We start from the raw sequence: 21,437 nt of genomic DNA, 5'->3' as shown, positions 1-21,437 counted from the left end.
AGGCGTGCTATTTTAGCACGCCTTTTTGTTATTCATCAATTCTAATAACCTCGCCTTGAGGGAATTCCTCAGTTTCTAGTAAGTTACGAATAGCTTTCGCAACATATTCAGGTGATAATAGCTTTCCTTCTTCTTTTAATGCAATGAAGCGGTCTAAATTTGTGAAGTCTTCTTTAGCTGTTTCACGAATTTGTGCTTGCATATTTGTATCAACAACACCGGGGGCAAAAGCGACGATTTTTACTGGATATTCTTTTTCCCATTCTTCAGTTGCTACGCATTGTGTAAACATATTTACACCAGCTTTCGTCGTACAATAAGCGCCCCATCCGAAATAAGGATTTTTTCCTGCACCAGATGAAATATTTATAACGCGTTTATCTACTTTCCATTCTTTCGTATGTTTCATAAACGTAGATGTAAGAATCATAGGTGCAAGTAAATTAATGTGAACGTTCGTAATGAATTGTTCACTTTCTGCTTTTTCAATCGGCTTCATAGGTGCAACTGTACCTGCATTATTAATTAAATGAATAGAGGATACATTGTCTTCTTTAATGGATGAAATGATTTCTTTAAAGTTAGTTTCTAAGTTATGTACATCTTGAAGATCTAAGGAATGAAAAATGCAATTGCTGTTATATTGCTCTGCAAGTTTAGTAAGTTCTTTATTTTCTCTTCTAGAAATAGAGATGACAGTTGTACTTTCTTCTAACAACTGAGTGGCAATAGCCTCACCTAAACCTTGTGAAGTTCCTGTTATGATAACGTAGCGCATAGTTTTATAAACTCCTCTCGTATGTGCGGAATTTTGTTGGACAACGTACATTGCATAGTTTGTCTACATTTTATAGTATAGAGCACTTTTTACTATAAATGAAATGAGATGATTGTGTGCCTTTTATAAACCGTTTTACAACAACAGTACCTGGTGCCGTCACGTTCACTGGGAACACGTTAGGGCTTAGCCCTACATCACCTGCGCCAGGTAATATTTTTGGTACACTTGCTGTATTTACTACGGTAAATACAGCGCTGCAAGTACCAGGGTTCCCAGCAGGAACGACGGATGAATGGCAATTGAATTCTTCAAGTGCAATTTTAAATCTTCCGGCGGGGAGTAGTGTACTATATGCAGAGTTAGTTTGGGCTGGTACTTTTCGGACTGATACGGAAGATGTTTTACCATTTTTAAATGATGATATTACATTTACAACACCATCAGGGACGTTTGCTGTTACGCCAGATCCCGCTACCGCGCAGCAAGGTTCAGTAGGAAATCAGTTTTATTATGCTCGCTCTGCTAATGTAACGAATCTTGTTAGTGCAGGTGGGGCAGGCACATATACAACAGGTGCTGTGCCCGCTGCAAGAACTTCAGCTGATCCAACAATCAGTCGTTCAGCTGGCTGGACGCTTGAGGTTGTATATCAAAATGCAAGTTTACCTCTTCGGAATTTGTCAGTTTATGCAGGCCAAGAAATTATTGATGCTTCATCCCCGCCTGTTGATGCTACTATTTCAGGATTTGCTACTCCAGCTACAGGAGCTGTTACAGGAAGAGTACTCGTAACTGTTCAAGAGGGAGATTCCAACATTTCTGGAGATCAACTTCGCTTTGGACCAAACCCAAATGCTACAGTTGCATTATTCGGACCGAGAAATCCGGCAAATAATTTCTTTCAATCTCAAATTTGTAATGACTTTGGGGAATTAGATACAACCGGAACGTTTGGAGATTTGAATCAGCCATTAGGGATAGCTTTGGCTGTTCGAAGACAAGGATGGGATATTACAAACGTAGATGCTTCATCATCATTAGTAAATAATCAAACGTCAGCAACCGTTCGGTTCGTTACAAATGGTGATGGTTATGCAGCGGCTGGTTTTGGTGTTCAAATTGATGCGACGGGACCGATTATAAATCCTGTCAAATCTGTTGATAAAGCAGTTGCAGGTATAGGAGATATTCTCACTTATACGATTACAGTTCCGAATACAGGAACAGGAAGTGCGGACAACGTTATATTACAAGATAGTATTCCGAACGGCACAGCATTTATAGCTGGTAGTGTAACGGTTGGTGGAGTAACACAACCAAGTGCGAATCCAGCTAGTGGAATTAATTTAGGAACGATACCAAATAATGCTCAAAGAATCGTTACATTCCAAGTAAGAATTACATCGTTTCCAAATCCAAATCCTATTTCAAATCGTGCAATGGTGTCTTACCAATTTCGTCCTTTCGTTGGTAGCCTTCCTATTGCAAGTACGTCTTCTTCAAATACAGTACAAACGACAGTGAATCAAGCAACTATAAGTATGCAAAAGTCTGTAGATCTACAGACGGCAACACTTAATGATGTATTAACGTACACGGTTAATGTAACGAATAATGGAAACATCACTGCAAACAATGTTATTTTTGTTGATAGTATCCCTGCTGGAACAACATTTGTCGCAAATAGCGTTACGGTAAACGGGGTAGCACGTCCAGGAGCGAATCCAGCAAGTAGTATTAATCTTGGAAGTATTAATGCATCGCAAACGACTGTAGTGCGCTTTCAAGTTCGAGTGACATCAAACCCTCTTGTCAATCCAATTCCAAACCGTGCGAGTGTAACATTTAACTTTACTCCAGTACCTGGTCAACCACCAGTTTCAGGGCAAGCGACAAGCAATACTGTAGTTACGACAATTAATATAGCTGATATAACAACGAGAAAAACAGTGGATAAAGCTTTTGCAACGGTTAACGACGTTCTTACGTACACGGTAACAATTCAAAATACAGGAAATGTACTTGCGACGAATGTTATTTTTCAAGATCCAATCCCAACTGGAACGACTTTTATCACAAATAGTGTAACTGTAGATGGAATTTCGCAACCTGGGGCAAATCCGGCAACTGGCTTTACAGTTGCTAACATATCTCCAGGTGGGACTAGGACAGTTACATTTCAAGTACGAGTAACTTCTACGCCATCAGGAGGTACGATTCCGAATCGCGGAAATGTGTCTGCTAATTTCGTCGTTATTCCGAATCAGCCGCCAATAACGATTAATAGACAAACGAATACAGTTGTAACACAAGTTAATACAGGCGGTTTAAATGTAATAAAAGAAGTGAATACAACACAAGCAGCAGTAGGAGATACTTTAACATATACGATTGCCGTTCAAAATACAGGAAACGTTCCGCTAACAAATGTGTTATTTCAAGACACTATTTCTTCCGCTGTTTCCTTCGTTGCAAATTCTGTAACAATTAATGGAGTACAGCAAAGTGGACTAAATCCGAATACAGGATTCTCTCTTCCGAATATTCCTGCGGCTCAAACGGTTGTAGTCACATTTGACGTAGTAATTGTACAGAATCCAGAAAATGAAGATATTTTAAATCAAGCAAATGTAACAGCAAGCTTTCAAGTGAATCCGAATGAACCACCAGTAACAATCAATGTACCGAGTAACGTTGTGAATACGACAGTACAATCAGGGAACTTTGAAGTTGTGAAAGCAGTGAATACGAATGTGGCAACGGTAGGAGATGTTTTAGTATATACAATCGAAGTTATAAATGCAGGTAGTGTACCAGCTACAAGTATATTTTTCCAAGATTCAATTCCGCCAGGGACATTATTTATTGAAAATAGTGTATTGGTTAATGGTGTTTTACAAGAGGGGGCAGATCCAGGACTAGGATTCCCATTAAATGATTTACCTACTGGCGCGAGTGTAATTATTTCATTTGAAGTATTAATTGATGAAATTCCGCCAGGGAATAATGTTGTAAATAACGCGAATGTAACTGGAGATTTTCTTGTAAATCCAACAGAGCCACCAATTACTGTGACGGTTCCAAGTAATACTGTTATGACAGTTGTTAATTCCTCAGGACTAAATGTAATGAAGAGTGTAAGCGCTACTGAAGCAGGTGTAGGAGATACACTAACATATACAGTTGCTATACAAAATAGTGGAACGGTAGTAGCGACAAATGTATCATTCCTTGATCCGATTCCAGTTGGAACCACTTTTGTAGCGAATAGTGTAACAATAAACGGGACACCTCAACCAGGTTTAAACCCGACAACTGGATTTCCACTTGCTAATATTCCAGTAGGAGGTATAGTAACAGTTACTTTCCAAGTGGCAATCACGAGTGTACCACCAAATAGAGTTCTTCCGAATAATGCGAATGTAACTGCTGATTTCCAAGTAAGTCCTCTCCAGCCACCAATTACAATTGTAACGATTAGTAATATTGTTGTGACGCGAGTGAATGTAGGATCAATTAATGTAATAAAAAGTGTAAATACACCACAAGCAGGTGTAGGAGATACGTTAACGTATACGATTCTTATTCAAAATACAGGAACTGTCCCCGCAACGAATATTATTTTTCAAGATCCAATCCCATCTGGAGCTACATTTGTAGCGAATAGTGTAACGATTAATGGAGTCGTTCAGCAAGGTGCGAATCCTATAGTGGGTTTTCCTGTTACAAATATTCCAGTTGGGCAAACTGCTACAATTACGTTCCAAGTGACAGTGACAAGCGTTCCGAGTGGTGGAAATATAAGAAATCAATCGAATGTTACTGCAAATTTCCTTATAAATCCGGCAGGACCTCCTATAACGACTACTACAAATAGTAATTTTGTAGTAACACAAGTAAATACAGCGAGACTAACTATACAAAAATCTTCATCTGTACAACAAGCAGCACTTGGAGAGACTTACACATATTCTGTTGTTATACGAAATACAGGTACAGTTGCAGCTACAAATATTTCTTTCATTGACACGATTGCTCCAGAAACAACATTTGTAGCAAATAGTGTAACGATAAATGGAACGCCTCAACCTGGATTTGATCCAAATATTGGTTTCCCGCTTCCTAATATTGCAGCTGGCACATCATTGACAGTAACATTCCAAGTGATAGTTGTTGCACCATCAACGCTTGGGGCAGTTCTAAACACAGCGTCTGCTACAGCTACTTTCTTATTGAATCCTTTACAACCACCTGTAACAACAACGAACTCAAGTAATACAACGGTAGTTACAATACCGTTACCTCCTCCTGGTGAAGTGACAGCAATAAAAACAGTAAATATTGCAACTGGGGCTGTTGGGGATGTATTAACGTATACAGTGCTAATAACGAATGTAGGAATTATCCCTGTTACAGATGTACTCTTCCAAGATGTCATTCCAGAAGGGACGACGTTTGTTGACAACAGTGTAACGATAGGTGGAATACAGCAACCTGGATTAAATCCAGAAATAGGCTTTACAGTTAGTCCGTTATTAAATGCTGGTGCGAGTATTTCTGTAACGTTCCAAGTGACCATTACGGAAATTCCTGATAATGAAGTCATATTAAATGATGCTGACGTTACATTTACTTCACAACCGAATCCGCAGGAGCCACCGATTACGCAAACGATATTAACGAATTTAGTCGTTACGACAATTAATATAGCTTCAATTTTTCCAGTAAAAATAGTAGATAAAGAGGCAGCGACGGTTGGGGAAATATTAACCTATGATGTACTAATTTTTAACTTTGGAACGGTACCGGCAACGAATGTCCAATTTCTTGATTCTAGTACGAGTGGTGTAGCATTTGTTCCAGGAAGTGTGAGTATAAACGGAGTGCCAGAACCAGGATTAGATCCGTTCATAGGCTTTGCAGTTCCAGATATACCTGTAGGTGATTTTGTACTTGTCACATACCAAGAGATGGTAACGAGCATACCTCAAGGTGGAACAGTTGTTAACTTTGTGGACGTTACGGCTACGTTTGCTGTAAGTGAAACAGAGCCGCCTATTACTGAAACGACGACAAGTAACACGACATTAACAGAAATAAATGAATCTGGTTTGAATGTTTTAAAATCAGTAAGTCAGCCGGTTGTTGCAGTAGGCGATACAATCACATATACAACAGTAGTTCAAAATACGGGAACAGTGATAGCGACGAATGTTCAATATAGTGATGTATTACCATCCTCTATAACATTCGTACCGAATAGTGTAACGATAAACGGTGTGTTACAGCCTGGATTAGATCCTAACACTGGCTTCTCACTTCCGGATATAACTCCAGGTGAAAGTGTAGAAGTCACATTCCAAGTAACAGTTGTTAGCGTTCCGTCAAACGGAACAATTGCCAATACGGCAAATGTTACCGGAAACTTTATTTTAGTACCAGGAGAACCACCAGTTATAGTAAATCAGCCAAGTAATACAACACTCACAACTGTAAATAGAGGACGCTTTAATGTTATTAAACAAGTAAATAGAGCCGCTACTCTAGTTGGAGATGTATTGACGTATACAGTGCAAATAACGAATACAGGAACAGTAACAGCTAACAATGTTCAGTTTATTGATACGATTTCAACAGGTGCGTCATTTGTACCAAATAGTGTAACGATAAATGGAGCCCCGCAACCAAACTTAAATCCGATTCCTGGATTTGGAGTTGGAGATATCCCAGTTGGTGAAACAGTTATAGTGACGTTTCAAGCGACAGTTACAAACATCCCGTCATCAGGAACAATTACGAACGTTGCAAATATAACAGGAAGCTTTACTTTAGTGCCAGGAGAGCCACCGGTTGTAGTAACAGAGCCGAGTAATACGACGATAACTAGAGTGAATAGAGGACGATTCAGCGTTATAAAAGCTGTAAATAAAGAAGCGACACGATTAGGAGATACGTTAACGTATAGTGTGCAAGTTACAAATACGGGAACGGTAACAGCGACGAACGTTCAGTTTAGCGATATTCCATCACCTAGTTTAGAATTCGTTCCTGGAAGTGTACAAATAAATGGGATTCCGCAAGTAGGTTTAGATCCATTTGTAGGCTTTGCATTGCCTAATCTTGCAGTAGGGGATAGCGTATTAATTACATTTGAAGTAAATGTAATCGCAGTTCCGCCTTCTAGTAGCATTATGAATACAGCAAGAGTAACGGGTGATTTTGAATTAATTCCAGGAGAACCTCCGTTTACAATTACGAATTCAAGTAATACGACAGTCACACCAGTAAATAGAGGCAGTTTAGATATGCAAAAAGAAGTAGATCATTCAATTATTGGAGTAGGAGAAACAGTAAAGTATACGGTTCGAATATTAAATACTGGTACTGCTGATGCGATGAATATTCAATTTATCGATGTCCTATCTCCGGAAGCTGTTTTTGTACCAAATAGTGTAACTGTAAATGGAGTAGCTCGTCCGGGAGTAAATCCGCAGGTTGGATTTACGATTGTAGACATTCCAGTCGGTGAGACGGCGATTGTAACATATGAAGCTACGATTACGAGCTTTCCAGATGGTGGTACAGTAGTGAACGTTGCTGGGGCGTTAGCAGAATATATTTTAGTACCAGGGGAGCCTCCAGTTATAGTGATGGATACGAGCAATACAGTTATAGTGACGGTAAATACTGCAATCTTATTTGTTGCAAAAGGAGCAAACTTTGAAGTAGCGATGGTAGGAGATGTTGTCACTTATGGAATTGCCGTTATAAATGACAGTACAGTTCCTGTGACGAATATTGTTTTAACAGATATCATTGATTCGAATACTTTATTTATAAATGGCACGGTAACGGTAAATGATGTACCTCTTCCATTTGCTAATCCGAATACCGGTATTCCGTTAGGTGATTTTCAGCCAAATGACGCAGCAATTATTAATTTCCAAGTTGTAATAACAGGAGGACAAATAAATAATTTAGTTACAAATACTGCTATAGCAAATGGGCTTGCAACTGTAAATCCGAATGAGCCGCCAGTAGTAGTTGAAGGTGATAGCAATACAGTTGTTATCCCGTTTATTTCTCAAAATGTCTCAACGACAGTCGTAAAAACGGCAAATTTACAGGCAGCAACAATTGGCGATGTTATTACGTTTACGACAGTTATTACAAATACGGGGGATACAGCAATACAAAATATTCGTTTTCAAGATATGTTAGATAGTAGTGTTCAATTTGTCCTTGGAACTGTAACGATTGATAATACGCCAGTGCCAAATGTAAACCCAGTATCAGGTTTTATTATAGGAAATTTAAATCCAGGTGAAGCACGGACAGTTTCGTTCCAAGTAGTAGTGCAGAGCGCGCCAAATGGTTCAGGAAATTATATAAATCAAGCGAGTATTCGTTTCGAACATCAAGTAGGCACAGTATTGCCACCTGTTACACAAATGGTAGAAAGTAACATAGTTGTCATTCCATTTGTTCCAACGATAGAACAAATTTGTGAAACGAATCTTAATTGCTTAGGGAAAATTCCTTTTCAATGTTCTCCGTGTAATCATTTGCAAATAAATAAAAAATAAATACAGAAAGAGCATCCGGAAAAAAGGATGCTCTTTCTGTATTTATCATGTAGATTCTTTTTCGGGTGAGGTGAAAAATTCGTCGATTTTGTCGGAGAGTAGTAATGGAATGGCTCCTTTTATAACAGAAATGTCCCAGTCCCACCATGCGAGATTCTCTAGTTTGTCAATCGTTTCTTGCGGGAAACGATATCGAACAAATTTTGCAGGATTACCAGCTACAATTGCATACGGGGGTACATCTTTTGTAACAATGCTCCTGGCGCCGATAATGGCCCCGTTACCAATTGTAACACCAGATAAAATGCAGGATTGATAACCAATCCATACATCATTGCCGACTACGATATCACCTTTTGAAGAAGGGTGACCAGTAATATGTGCTCCTTCATCAAAAAGTGCATTAAATGGATAAGTTGTTATCCAGTCTGCGCGATGTTCACCGCCAAGTATGAAAACGACTTCTTCTGCTAATGAACAAAACTTACCTATTTTTAATTTTGTTTCATCGTTCCAAGAAAAAATGGTTGGCCCTACTTTACTATAAGTATAATCACCAATATCATATTTATTATATTCAGGTTTTTGATTTAAATATAACATGCTTCTTCAGCCTCCTTTCTCAATTAAGTGATACGTATGGAATATTATATGCAAGATGTAGTAATGTGAACTGTATTAATAGGTGAAATGAACAAAAGGAAGTGGGATGTATGCGATACGAAATGGGTCTATATAATAAACCGTTTCAGTCAATTCAATCAGGAAAAAAAGTATATGAAGTACGCCTATACGATGAAAAACGTCAACTAATAAACAAAGGCGATGAAATCGTATTTACGAATCTTACGACAAAAGAAATGATGACGGTAAAAGTAACGGAAATAAAGCGATACGAGAGCTTTAAAGCCATGTATGAACAAATCGATAAAAAATTATTGGATTGTGAAAATGATAGTTTAGAGGAAATGTTAGAAAGTACATACAAAATATATACGAAAGAACAAGAAAAAGAGTGGGGAACAGTTGCGATTCGTATTGAGGTAATAAAATGATAAGAAATCGCGGAGCGGCTATCATTGTACAGGAAGGAAAAATCGCTCTTATAAAACGTATTCGAGAAGAGGAAACATATTATGTGTTTCCTGGCGGAGGGATTGAGGAAGGTGAAACGCCTGAAGAGGCAACGAAAAGAGAGGTATACGAAGAATTAGGGGTACATATAAAAGTGGAGCACCTTATTGCAAAGGTAAAATATAAAGGAAATGAATATTATTATGCTGCCTATATTACAGGCGGAGTGTTCGGAAGTGGAACAGCTGAGGAATTTCAGTGGGAAGGTAGAGGAAGTTATATTCCGTTATGGCTACCGATAAATGAGTTGGAAAAAGTGAATATAAAACCTTATGAAGTGGTCGGAAATATATTTAATCATTATAAAATATAACGTCTGACAACATACAAAAAAAACCATTGACATAGGCTTCTGATTTAAGTATTGTATTCGAGTATGTTTATAATCAGGAGGTTTATATGAGCAATCAAACTACTACACATCATGTGAAAATGACAACAGCAGATCCATCTGGAATTGGTCTATTTGGATTAGCGATGGTAACACTTGTAGCATCATCTCAAAAGTTAGGCTTAACAGATGGCGTTTCACTTGTATTACCGTGGGCAATCTTTTTAGGAGGATTTGCACAAATCTTTGCTTGCATTCATGATGCAAAGCATAATAATACATTCGGTACAACAGCATTCGGTGCGTACGGTCTATTTTGGCTAGGTGTTGGAATGACTTGGTTAATTCAACTTGGAGTATTTGGCGAAAAATTAGCACAAGCTGCAGATTCAAAACAGCTTGGTGTAGCCTTTATCGGATATTTGATTTTCACAATCTTTATGACAATTGGTGCAATGGAAACACATAAAGTATTATTTATGATTTTCGTCCTTATTGATTTCTTATTTATCGGTCTTTCATTAAGTACTTTAGGTGTTATGCCGCATGCAATGCATAATTTAGCAGCATATTCTGAACTTCTTATTTCATTATTATCTTTCTATGGTTCAGCAGCAGCAGTGTTAAACACACACTTTGGAAAAGTTGTTTTACCAGTTGGAAAGCCGTTTGGTATTTTTAAAAAGTAATAAAAGAGCACAGATGATTGTATAGTCATCTGTGCTTTTTTATTTATTGAAAGCTATAGCAGTCGTCCTTGTTAATTCAGAAATTTTTTGAGAGCTCGCAGAATTACCGTCTATTGTTACATGAACTTGTTGCTTAGGGTTCGCTGTAACTACCCATGCGTTTGGTAAATAGCGTGATTTATGAGATAAGGTGGAAGGGATATTTAAAATATCTCCCATTGCATATAATGTTGCTGATGATCCACCGTCCATTGCCATCGCATTGACAGCACCTTTTTCATAAAGAATATCTTGACAATCTCTCAAGGAAGCACCAATGCTATGAGGTTGTCTACCATCAATGACGAAAAACATAATCGATCCATCTTTTTTCTGAGCCATAATGCTTCGAGGGCCATATCCCCAACCACCATCATTTGTAATCATTTTTTCTCCATTTACAATTAGCTGAGGCATAAATCCAGCAGCGGAAACAACATTTTTATTTAACAATTGGTTAGCAGAAAACTCTCCAGAAACCATTTGTCCATATTTTGTAATACCACTAGTGAGGGTAGGGGTATTAATATCTTTCGGCGTGTTTATAACTTTACCGTTTTCAATAACAATACCGATTCCGGTTTTACCACCACCATGCCCGGTTTCATCCCAAAAACCACTGGCATTGACAGCGGCAACTGCATGGTTTCGCTTTGCCATTACGTATATTTTTTCTCCGACGTCTTTACCTTCTGAACCTTGCTGGGTAACAAGTTTTACGTTGAATGGATTACTAATTGTCATTAATTTCCCTTCGAAAAAATGATCATTATATTTTTTCTTTATTGTTTCAATAGAAACATCTAGTGGTAAATCTTTTCGTCTTTCTAACTCTTTTTTTGAAAGTTTAGAAGTTAAAAATTCACTATTTTTCCATTTTGGATTTGTGATGGATTGAGAAATATCATTTAATTCTTCATCAGACAATAACGTGAATTTTGCATATTGTGGATGCTGAGAAGTTAAAATACTCTCGGCTGCGATAACACGTAAATTATGACCGTATGAAGTACCGAATAAAATAATAGCAGCTCCTATTAGTAAGAATATTGTTAAAAGGGAGGTTGCTTTTAAAAATCTAATAAAATACTTTCTCATCATAAGGACTCCTCTTTCTGTAAAGTGAACAATTGATTAGAGATTGAGCATGATACAAAAACATTTTTTATTTGAAATAAGTAATGTGAAATGATGATAATACAATAATGTTTGAAGATAGATTTGGCAATAGTTGAATATGAATGTAGATATTTAAAATGAAATATAAATAGTCAGATGTGAAATGTAAATAAAAGTAGAAAAAAATCAATTGAAATTGATTCTCATTATTAATATAATGAGAATGAGAATCATTTATTGTTAGAGGGGGATGCCAAAGTGGCAAAAATTTTAATAGCTTATGCAAGTATGTCAGGAAATACAGAGAGTATTGCTGATTTAATTAAAGTTAGTTTAGATGCTTTTGATTATGAAGTAGTATTGCAAGAAATGGAAGGCATGGATGCTGAAGAATTATTAGCTTATGATGGAATCATTTTAGGATCTTATACGTGGGGCGATGGTGAATTACCATTTGAAGCGGAAGATTTTCATGATGACTTAGAAAATATAGATTTAGCTGGGAAAAAGGTAGCGGTGTTCGGATCGGGTGATACAGCGTATGAACTGTTTTGTGAAGCGGTAACGATATTTGAAGAACGTCTTGTAGAGCGCGGTGCAGAGCTTGTACAAGAAGGGCTAAAAATTGAATTAGCTCCAGAAGATGAAGAGGATGTTGAAAAATGCAGTAATTTTGCAATTGCATTTGCTGAGAAGTTCTAAGAATGGGAGTGTCAACGTGGAGACAATGTTAAGTGTAACTGCTATTACAAAGTTAAGAGATGGAAAACTGTTGTTAGCTACTACATATAATGGCTTATTTGTTGAACAAGACGGAGAATGGAAACGAATTTTAAATGGTTTTCAAAAACGAATTAGGGATTTACATAGCGAAGATAATGTAGTTTATGGTGTAGGTGACGAAGGGATTTTTATTCGTAGTATGAATGGTGGAGAGAACTGGACAATTCAGCGTTTTCCAACAAAAGCAACGAGTTGGAATGTATGTAGCAATGTACAAGGAAATGTTGTTGCTCATGGAGAAAAAACGCTGTATCTTTCTAATAATTTCGGTTCGACATGGGAAACTATTCATCCGTTTCTTGAGTATGGCAGTGCGGCACCGTCTATTCGATCGTTATTTTTATATAAACATTACTTATTTATTGGTACGAAAATACATGCTAAATATGGTGGTGTTTGGCTCTTTGATTTGAAGACACGTAAATTAAAGAGGATTAAAATTGCGATGAATCAAATGATCTCCGCGTTGACTTTACACAATTCTTATTTAGTAGCGGCAAGTGGATCGTGCAAGGGAGTTAGCGGGAATATTTCTTATTGTAAAATAGATGAAAGTATTGCAAGTGAAAAAATATATTGGCACACATGTCAAAGTGAGCAGAAAGCAAGTAGTTATTTAGACTTAAGTGTAGATCAACATGTTTTATATACAACTTCAACGCAAAATAAGGCGGGTATTAGTAGTGTGTGCCGTGTGCTTCTTGAAGAAGGTATTGTTACAGTATGTGATTCAGTTAAAGGGCACGGATGGCGCATTGTTAATCAAAAAGAGGGTTATGTAGTAGCCGGATCAGGTGAATTAAAAGCAATGCAGTGGGAACAAAAAATAATTTAAGAAAAAACTTTACTTTTATTATATTGATATGATATAGTATGTTTAAACCATTTTACTTTTAATAATATAGAGATTTAAATGAGCTGTAACTTCCGAGGAGGATAGCAATGTTAAATCTCCTCAGGGGTTGCAGTTTTTTAATATCTGGCTTATTATTGTAAGGTGGTTGAAAATGAATATGTACATATAGGTACATTGTAGGAGGATTTTTTTCATGCAAAACGGTAAAGTAAAATGGTTTAACTCAGAAAAAGGTTTCGGTTTCATCGAAGTTGAAGGCGGAGAAGACGTATTCGTTCATTTCTCAGCTATCCAAGGCGAAGGCTTCAAAACTTTAGAAGAAGGTCAAGAAGTTACTTTCGAAGTAGAACAAGGTAACCGTGGACCTCAAGCTACTAACGTAAACAAGAAGTAATTTTTGAAAAAAGAAGGGCTCGCCCTTCTTTTTTTTTGCACTTTTATAGATGTCCTCCTACTTACATATCATAACAAGACTGAATTTTCATTTATTTATTCGGAGTATTTTTGTATAAAGTACATGAATAAATAAATACTGAAAATAAAGTGTTTGTGTGAAAAGGAATTTAGAAAGAGGTAAATAAATTGAAAAACGCTACACATTTCATTGTGTTTGATATTGAAAGGAATTTCAGACCGTATAAATCAGAAGATCCATCAGAAATAGTTGATATCGGAGCTGTAAAAATAGAAATAGGTACAATGAAGATAATTGAAGAATTTTCGGAGTTAGTAAAACCAAGTGCACGATTAACTCGTCATACAACAAAATTAACCGGTATTACGAAAAAAGATTTAATGGGTGTAGAAAAATTCCCTCAGATTATAGAGAAATTTATTCAGTTCATCGGCGAAGGTTCTATATTTGTTTCATGGGGAAAAGAAGATTATCGCTTTCTATCTCATGATTGTACATTATATGGTGTTGAATGCCCAAGTATAGAAAAAGAAAATAGAATTGATTTGCAAAAATTTGTTTTCCAAGCATATGAGGAATTGTTTGAACATACGCCAAGTTTACAATTTGCGGTAGAACAGCTCGCTTTAACGTGGGAAGGAAAACAGCACCGTGCTTTAGCAGATGCTGAAAATACAGCAAATATACTTCTTAAAGTGTATAGCGAGAGAGATATTAATAAGCGATACAAAAGACATGGTGAACTTGAACTTGTAAAAAACGGAAAACTAACAGAAAAAGCGAAAAAAAAGATGCGAAAATGGGTGTTTAAAGAACTAAAGAAAAATACAGAACGCCCTTTTGAATGGAGTACATTTGAAAGTGGTGACACGTGGGAAAGTATAACGGAAAGATATTATATAAGTGAAAATACAGTAGAACTCCTGAAAAAACATTTTCGTACAGCAGTGAGAAAAGCGGAACGACAGATTAGGTATTTGGCTGAGATGGAGGAGAATACAGAGGTTAAATGAATTGCTCCTCCATCTCTAACTACATACATGTAATAACAGCGTATTGATATTAAATAGGCATCAACTTGTTGTTGTGATTGTACATTATAATTGCTTTGGGAGTGTTAAGACGTAATAAGAGTTTTAAACTGTATTAATAAAATAAAAATATATATAAAGAAAAGAGTGTAGTTTAATGGAAACAATCTTTAACATTTTAACTGTTTTAGTTTTTGGGATAATATTTACCACACAATTAGCATTAACTACACTTTCTTTCATAGTAAAGAAGAATTGGAAAAAACTTAATATCTCTTTAAGTTGTGGTGTATTAAAGTTTAAAATAGAAGAGTAAGATTGAGTTTTGTACAAGGGAGGTATGCTAGTGGTAGACTTGGATATTAAAGATGTCACAGTAAAGATGGAATTAAACGGTGTCTTTTGGAATGAGGATCGGATTGCTGAAATGAAGGTGACTACAAAAGAAGAGCATTCTGTTATTCTTCGTCTAGTAGTTGATTTAGAAAGTAAAACTATTAGGGCGACGAGTGCGGAAATAGTGAATGGATTCTGCCCTCTGTGCAAACAGAAAAGGGACGAATGTAGTGAACTTAATGACTTGCAAAACAAAATGGAAATTTTAGAAGAAGCCTACGATTGGGTGAGAGAACATCCGGAATATCGTTTTCAATTATCTTTTTACGAGTACAATAAATTTGAGGTAGTAAAGTGAAATTTGCATTTTAACAACTTATAGAAGGACTTGGTCAACTAGAAATATTGAAGTAGATATTTCTAATGGAAATAAGCCTGTATAACAAGGAAGGGATATATTTGATTCTGCAACAAATGTCATCTTGCATCAAAAAAATTTAAAAATAAACATGTTTTATTATAAAGCAGAAAAATCGATTCTTAGTAGAATCGGTTTTTAATATAAATAAAAGAGCGCTTATTAAAAGCGCCCAGTAACAACAGTTATATGGAAGTATTTATCCCGTAAAAGCCCGATTGGTGAGGGCTAATAATTAGTGGGGGATGAACAAAACCCCACTGATTAAAGTTTCACTTTATTCAATACCGCTCGGATCAAACGAATACTGCTGCTTATTCTCAATCCGCTCAATCACATCTTGCAGCTCATCTGGCTTCAGAAACTCAATAGGAGAGAAGCCTTTTTCAAATGTAAGTGTGTCTGCTTCAATCATAAGTACATATCGATCATTTACCTTCGCAATATGTATTTGATCCCCAAAATCCGCAAGCAACGCCTTCACAGAGATATGATCGGCTTTTAGTTTTAATTCCACTTCAGGAGCATGCTCGACGATTTGAGCGGTTGCTTCCATTACTTCTTCAGTTGAAAATTGTTCCATAATTTCGCGTTTCGGACTGGCAGCCCATACTTCCATCGCTTGGTCGAATTGTTCGCGTTCTTCCGTACCTTCTTCAAATACATCTTCAATTTGGTCGTATACCATGTCCATTACTTGTGTTTTCATAATTTCAGGCATAGAGCGTTCATATTCGACGAATTTTAAGAAGTCTTCAAAGTAGCGGGCATGTGATGCTTGATGTATTTTTAGTTCGCCTACTTCAACCATTCCTTCTTCAGGCATGTACGGATATTGGATAGATTTCATATTCTTTGTTGTGATGGCCATTTCAACGTTACGAATCAGTGTTGATTCATCAGAAATAGAAGCAACCTTTGGTTCAAAGTCGCATTTCATTACGAATACGAATGGATCATCAAAGTATTTGCGTAGTTTTGCCTGAGCAATTAAAAATACACCACCACGTACAGCGCTTGTGTCAAGATATGTATAAACGAGAGGTTCGCTCATATCTTTAAAGTTTTCTTTTGTTTCTGCAAAGCGAATACGATTAAAAAGGTTGTAATGAGGGTTTGAATCAAGTTCGTGCCCTTCTTCTACAATAAAGCGACCAATTTTTGTTGGGGCTTGTTCTGTTTTTGCATGACGTTCTACTTTTCGCTTCGATATTTTTAATAACTCACCATTCAAAAATTCTTTTAAGGAACTATCTTCATATTCTTCAGCGTCTAAAGTTTGAAAATGTTTGTAGCGTTTATCAACTGCTTCACCTTTTCCTTCTACTTGTACAACATAAAAGGAAAGATAATTTATTTCAAAATCCATATTTATCACCTTGTTTCATTTCATTAACTCTTATCAGTATAGAGATGGAAAAAACTTTCGTCAATTTATATAAGGAAGGGGAAGCCCCTTCCTTTATATAATCTTTATTTTCTCGATTAAAATCCGTCTTCTAATGCTGCGAATGGAATGTTTAGTCTGTTTTCTACTGTGCGTAAACGTTGGTTTAAGCGGTTTAGTCTACGTGTATGGCGCTCAACTGTATTTTCTAGTTGACGAACTCTTTGTTCAAGCTCATTTACGCGTCTTTCTAATTGACGATTTCCAGTGCCAGGAAAAGAGATTGGAAGTTGGAATTGTCTATTTTGGTCATATGGATTCGTATGCTCTGCTTGATCTATATAAGATTGATATTGTGTTTGTAAGTCATACTGTGGTTGTTGGTACGCATATTGATTATATGGATCATATGGATTGTAGGGATACATAATAACATCCTCCATTTCTTTAAAATAGGTTGAATTCACCATAATGTATGTGCAAAAGCGGAGCGGTGGCACGGCAAATACCTATTTATGTTGACGGGATTTCTCTTTATCCCGCTATTTGCTGGGCAATAAGACCCCCACTGATTACAGTTTCACTTTATAAAAAATAGCTTGAGGGTTTTTGATTTGTATTTCTTTTGTGTAATGGTATATACTGGATAAAAGGGAGAGTTTACATAAAAGTTACAATTCTATCAAACTCAAACTTTTATGTAAATATGTATAGACATTTATAAAAGAAAAGAGTAATTTATATAGAGTGAAAAATAACTTGTAACATTTTATAAACATATTGTAAAATGATTGTAACAAAACATACATAAAAATGAAATAAATACATAATAGTGATGTTGGGGAAAGGGAGAGAGTATATTGTTCCGTAAAGTAAAGGGTATATTAGTTGGGGTGTTATGTGTAGCTATAATGAGTGGCTGTGGTGCAAAAGTAAGTGATGTTGCATTGGTAAGTGATATTGGTGGGCACACTGTAGAGGCTAAAGCAGAAGTACAGGATACTATTAGTTTAGTTGATGGTCGAACTGGTACTGAAGTGAAAAAATTAGATTTATCTAGTTTAGGCTATTTTGAAGATGAAGCGAAATTTAAAAAGTCTGTCACAAAGGTTGTTGGTGAGATTGGAAAAAGCGTAGACAAAAAAATGGTTCCTTCACGTATAGCACCTGATGGAAGTTGGCAAGAAGGAAAACCTTCTTATGAATTAATGGAAAAAGAATTAGTAGATAAATTGTTAAATGTTGGTATGTGGGATGCTACGTATCAGTTGCCGATCGTGGAGAAAAAACCAGTCGCAACATTAAGTGATGCGCAAGGAAATGGTGCGGTAATTGGTAGATATGAAACGAACTTAGGTGGTTCAACAGGTGGCCGTATTGAGAATATTCGTTTGTCAGCAGCGAGCATAAATGGAGTTGTGTTAGCAAAAGGAGACCGTTTCTCTTTTAATTCATTAATCGGTGATACAACACCAGATAAAGGATATCAATTAGGGAAAGAAATAGTTGATGGTAAATTAGTAGATGGATATGGCGGTGGTGTTTGTCAAACATCTTCAACTTTATACAATGCAGCAGATCAAGCTGGCCTGAAAATGGTGGAGAGAACTACACATTCTAAAACGGTAGGTTATGTTCCACAAGGAAGAGATGCTACAATTGCATATCCATATTTAGATTTAGTATTTGAAAATACGAATGATGCACCTGTGAAGCTTTATATGGGCATTCAGGGTGGAAAGCTAGTTGCTGAAGTACATAAAATGAGATAAGAGTTATAAAGCCACCTTTTCTGAAATTTAGAAAAGGTGGCATTTTTATTATGAAAATAAAAATGTATATAAATTCTGACTTTTCTTATTTACATAGGATGATTTTAGTTGTATCCTTCATAGTAACGGTTATATGTAATGGAAAAATATAGGGATAAGGAGATGGAGTTATTCATGGTACAAATTCATCCGAAAACACGTATTGGTCATGTTGAATTTAAAGTGAAAGACTTAGAGCGTCAAATTGCTTTTTATGAGAATGTTGTAGGATTAGAGGTAATTAAGCAAGAGGGGAATAAAGCATATTTATCTGGAAAAGGTGGAAAGAACGCGTTACTTGTTCTTGAAAAGTTAGAGGACGGGGTACTGCAAGAACCGCGTACGACTGGTATATATCATGTAGCCTTTTTAGTTCCGACTCGTGAAGCTTTTGCTTCTGCGCTATTTGGGGTTCTTCGTAATAAGAATGTAATTGACAGCCCGGATGAGCAAGAAGGGCGTTATACATATTCAAATGAAATTTTACCAATTTCAAGGTTTAATAGTGCAAGTGATCATACATATAGCGAAGCTTTTTATTTGCAAGATTTAGAGGGGAATGGTATTGAAATTTATGCAGACCGTCCGCGTGATCAATGGGGAGAAGGGTCAGGAGGAAGTACACCACTTGATTTAAAAGAATTGGCGACACTCGTTGATTATGAGTTTGATGGTTTGCCTGCTAATACTGTCGTTGGGCACGTACATTTACGAATAGCTGATGTAGAGAAATCACATGAATTTTATGTGGAAACAGTAGGTTTTGAAGTACAACAGCGTGAAGAGGATTGCTTATTTATTTCAGCAGGGGGATATCATCACCATATTGGTGCAAATACGTGGAACGGAGTAAACAATCCACACCCACCAGTATATGCAACTGGACTAAAGGTATATGCTATTGTACTACCGCATAAAGAAGCGTTAGACGAAGTGAAAGAAAGATTAATAGAAAAACAACATGAAATAAATGAAACTACAAATGGGTTTGTGGTGGTAGATCCAAGTGGTATTACAGTGCAGTTTGAAATAGAAGCAGTGTAAAATAAGCGAGAAAGTGTATAATCACTTTCTCGCTTATTTGTGATTATTCATAGCTCAATCCAATATCTTCTTACTATATTCCCATCTTCCTCAGTGAAATCATCATCACGAATCCCGCCGTTATGCAAAATCGTTTTTTCAGAAGCGGTATTCACAGCGTCGCAAACGACAAGTACTTTCGTGATGTCTAACTCCTTCGTTTTTTCTAATGATAATGCTAGTAACTTCGTAGCATAACCTTTTCTTCTTTCAGAAGGGCGAATGCCATAACCAATGTGACCGCCAGCGTTAAATAAATGTTTGGTTAAACTATGACGTATATTAACAGCTCCCACAATTTTATTTTCATCTGTAACAAGCCAATATGTAGAGTCTGGTACCCAAGTTTCAGGGATATTTATTCCGTTATGCGCATCGAGAAGTTCTTGAACCATAGCTGGGAAGTTGGCAGGATTTTTTGAGATAACCCACGGGATCATTGTTTCACCGCTATCTTTCCATTCGTTATAGAAATCTAAGTATTCTTCTTGTAAATCAGTAGTAGGTGTGAGTAATGAGACGTTCATTGTTAGTAAGCTCCTTTATTTATATAGTTTTTATAAAAAATTACGATACAAAGTGAAAGCGTTTTCCATGATTTCTCAACCTAATTTCATGTAATCCATCTTTGTTTTTTTAGAAAATTAGTGGAGGTTTAAAATTAGAAGTTATTTATTTTATGTTAATATTTAAAATATTAACATAAAACGGTCGGTATTTTAGTAGTATCCCTACATGTAAATAAAAGGATGTTTGTGATAATTTTTGTTTTATCTATCTATAATGAATGAAAGGGGGAAGTGCCCGTGAGTGTAGATTTTGATTTTATTATACGAATCGGTGTTGCTGGCTTGTTAGGAGCAATGATTGGTATTGAAAGAGAAATTCGATCGAAAGAAGCTGGATTAAAGACTCATTTCCTCGTAGCGGTAGGAAGTGCGTTAATAATGGTTGTTTCGAAATATGCCTTTTCAGATATTGTGTTTGAAGAGCATATGTCTCTAGATCCAAGTCGTATTGCAGCACAAGTCGTTAGTGGAGTTGGTTTTTTAGGTGCAGGCACAATTATTATTCAAAAGCAGGCGGTGAAAGGATTAACGACTGCGGCTGGTTTATGGGCTACTGCCGGCATAGGATTAGCAATTGGAGCGGGAATGTATGTAGTAGGCATTGGAGCGACGATTCTCGTTTTAATTGGTTTAGAAATTGTAAGTCGTATTTTTAAGGTACAATTTTTATTTCCACAAAATATAACAGTGCAAATGTTTGTAAATAAACATGAAGCGGTACAACAAATATTAGAAACACTACAAGTGAAAGGCATCCCAATACTCTCATATGAGGTGGAAGCTTCACAGCAAGGTACAGAAACTGTTTATAAGGTAGGGATGCAACTGAAAAATATATCGTCAGAAGAAAAGAATGAGTTTATTCAGCATATGCAAACATTACCGGAAGTTACATTTATAAAGTTAAAATTATAGTGTTGAAAACGAGGATAGATGTAGCAGGAATTTTGCTATTATCTATCTTTTTTTGATATAAAATGCACGGAAAGTCAAGCGTTAATTTTATATGGAATGGATACATGTGTGAACGTTACCTTATTTTTTCTCAATACAGGACAAAAAGTAAAAA

At 36.4% G+C, this 21,437-nt stretch carries 18 protein-coding genes; 12 read left to right on the top strand and 6 right to left on the bottom strand.

Annotated elements, in window-relative coordinates; translation table 11 throughout:
* Positions 1 to 28: 28 nt before the first annotated feature.
* Positions 29 to 778, bottom strand: coding sequence for a (S)-benzoin forming benzil reductase (locus ES895_RS17745; RefSeq protein ID WP_001271048.1), 750 nt, complete (start codon positions 776 to 778; stop codon positions 29 to 31).
* 116 nt (positions 779 to 894) lie between these two features.
* On the opposite strand from ES895_RS17745, the gene ES895_RS17740 reads away from it, so the two are divergent.
* Positions 895 to 8,367: a DUF7507 domain-containing protein gene (locus ES895_RS17740; RefSeq protein ID WP_135238535.1), complete on the top strand. Its 7,473-nt coding sequence runs from the start codon at positions 895 to 897 to the stop codon at positions 8,365 to 8,367.
* A 45-nt stretch (positions 8,368 to 8,412) separates the two neighbouring features.
* On the opposite strand, the gene ES895_RS17735 is transcribed toward ES895_RS17740, so the two are convergent.
* Positions 8,413 to 8,970 (bottom strand): CatB-related O-acetyltransferase, encoded by a 558-nt coding sequence (locus ES895_RS17735; RefSeq protein WP_000966305.1) that lies wholly within the window; start codon positions 8,968 to 8,970, stop codon positions 8,413 to 8,415.
* Between the two features lie 110 nt (positions 8,971 to 9,080).
* Between ES895_RS17735 and ES895_RS17730 the strand changes: the two genes are divergently transcribed.
* From ES895_RS17730 to ES895_RS17720, 3 genes are all read left to right on the top strand, one after another.
* Entirely contained in the window at positions 9,081 to 9,422 is a 342-nt protein-coding gene (locus ES895_RS17730; protein ID WP_001268348.1) for an ASCH domain-containing protein, read from the top strand.
* Complete coding sequence (locus ES895_RS17725; RefSeq protein WP_000620829.1) at positions 9,419 to 9,814, top strand: NUDIX hydrolase; 396 nt, start codon at positions 9,419 to 9,421, stop codon at positions 9,812 to 9,814. Before ES895_RS17730 ends, ES895_RS17725 begins: the two co-directional genes overlap by 4 nt.
* An 86-nt stretch (positions 9,815 to 9,900) precedes the next feature.
* Entirely contained in the window at positions 9,901 to 10,521 is a 621-nt protein-coding gene (locus ES895_RS17720) for an acetate uptake transporter (protein ID WP_000070938.1), read from the top strand.
* Positions 10,522 to 10,560: 39 nt separating this feature from the next.
* Here ES895_RS17720 and ES895_RS17715 read toward each other — a convergent pair whose 3' ends face one another.
* Positions 10,561 to 11,658: a phosphodiester glycosidase family protein gene (locus ES895_RS17715; RefSeq protein ID WP_001233794.1), complete on the bottom strand. Its 1,098-nt coding sequence runs from the start codon at positions 11,656 to 11,658 to the stop codon at positions 10,561 to 10,563.
* Positions 11,659 to 11,937: 279 nt separating this feature from the next.
* Between ES895_RS17715 and ES895_RS17710 the strand changes: the two genes are divergently transcribed.
* From ES895_RS17710 to ES895_RS17690, 5 genes are all read left to right on the top strand, one after another.
* On the top strand, positions 11,938 to 12,381 hold the full coding sequence (locus ES895_RS17710; RefSeq protein ID WP_135238534.1) for a flavodoxin: 444 nt from the start codon (positions 11,938 to 11,940) through the stop codon (positions 12,379 to 12,381).
* A 16-nt stretch (positions 12,382 to 12,397) separates the two neighbouring features.
* Positions 12,398 to 13,297: a WD40/YVTN/BNR-like repeat-containing protein gene (locus ES895_RS17705; RefSeq protein ID WP_000449526.1), complete on the top strand. Its 900-nt coding sequence runs from the start codon at positions 12,398 to 12,400 to the stop codon at positions 13,295 to 13,297.
* 214 nt (positions 13,298 to 13,511) lie between these two features.
* A complete protein-coding gene (cspB, locus tag ES895_RS17700; protein ID WP_001179150.1) occupies positions 13,512 to 13,712 on the top strand; it encodes a cold shock-like protein CspB in 201 nt (66 codons plus the stop codon).
* A 188-nt stretch (positions 13,713 to 13,900) separates the two neighbouring features.
* Positions 13,901 to 14,746: an exonuclease gene (locus tag ES895_RS17695; protein ID WP_000786417.1), complete on the top strand. Its 846-nt coding sequence runs from the start codon at positions 13,901 to 13,903 to the stop codon at positions 14,744 to 14,746.
* A gap of 364 nt (positions 14,747 to 15,110) precedes the next feature.
* Complete coding sequence (locus ES895_RS17690; RefSeq protein ID WP_000227983.1) at positions 15,111 to 15,458, top strand: hypothetical protein; 348 nt, start codon at positions 15,111 to 15,113, stop codon at positions 15,456 to 15,458.
* A gap of 337 nt (positions 15,459 to 15,795) precedes the next feature.
* Here ES895_RS17690 and ES895_RS17685 read toward each other — a convergent pair whose 3' ends face one another.
* Together ES895_RS17685 and ES895_RS17680 are read right to left on the bottom strand one after the other, a co-directional pair.
* On the bottom strand, positions 15,796 to 16,887 hold the full coding sequence (locus ES895_RS17685; RefSeq protein WP_000345046.1) for a DUF3900 domain-containing protein: 1,092 nt from the start codon (positions 16,885 to 16,887) through the stop codon (positions 15,796 to 15,798).
* 116 nt (positions 16,888 to 17,003) lie between these two features.
* On the bottom strand, positions 17,004 to 17,333 hold the full coding sequence (locus ES895_RS17680) for a hypothetical protein (protein WP_000283715.1): 330 nt from the start codon (positions 17,331 to 17,333) through the stop codon (positions 17,004 to 17,006).
* Positions 17,334 to 17,765: 432 nt separating this feature from the next.
* On the opposite strand from ES895_RS17680, the gene ES895_RS17675 reads away from it, so the two are divergent.
* Positions 17,766 to 18,677: a VanW family protein gene (locus tag ES895_RS17675; protein ID WP_000488972.1), complete on the top strand. Its 912-nt coding sequence runs from the start codon at positions 17,766 to 17,768 to the stop codon at positions 18,675 to 18,677.
* A gap of 174 nt (positions 18,678 to 18,851) precedes the next feature.
* Positions 18,852 to 19,760: a VOC family protein gene (locus ES895_RS17670; protein WP_000249877.1), complete on the top strand. Its 909-nt coding sequence runs from the start codon at positions 18,852 to 18,854 to the stop codon at positions 19,758 to 19,760.
* 47 nt (positions 19,761 to 19,807) lie between these two features.
* Here ES895_RS17670 and ES895_RS17665 read toward each other — a convergent pair whose 3' ends face one another.
* The gene (locus tag ES895_RS17665; RefSeq protein ID WP_001103121.1) at positions 19,808 to 20,326 is read right to left on the bottom strand and encodes a GNAT family N-acetyltransferase; all 519 of its coding nucleotides are present in this window, start codon (positions 20,324 to 20,326) and stop codon (positions 19,808 to 19,810) included.
* Between the two features lie 279 nt (positions 20,327 to 20,605).
* Between ES895_RS17665 and ES895_RS17660 the strand changes: the two genes are divergently transcribed.
* Positions 20,606 to 21,283: an MgtC/SapB family protein gene (locus tag ES895_RS17660; RefSeq protein WP_135238533.1), complete on the top strand. Its 678-nt coding sequence runs from the start codon at positions 20,606 to 20,608 to the stop codon at positions 21,281 to 21,283.
* The last annotated feature ends 154 nt before the right edge of the window (positions 21,284 to 21,437 follow it).

The sequence above is a fragment of the Bacillus sp. 007/AIA-02/001 genome (genome assembly GCF_004634455.1).
Classification (GTDB): domain Bacteria; phylum Bacillota; class Bacilli; order Bacillales; family Bacillaceae_G; genus Bacillus_A; species Bacillus_A cereus.
Note: the sequence above shows the minus strand (reverse complement) of the source record. Positions and strands in the feature narration are given on the sequence as shown.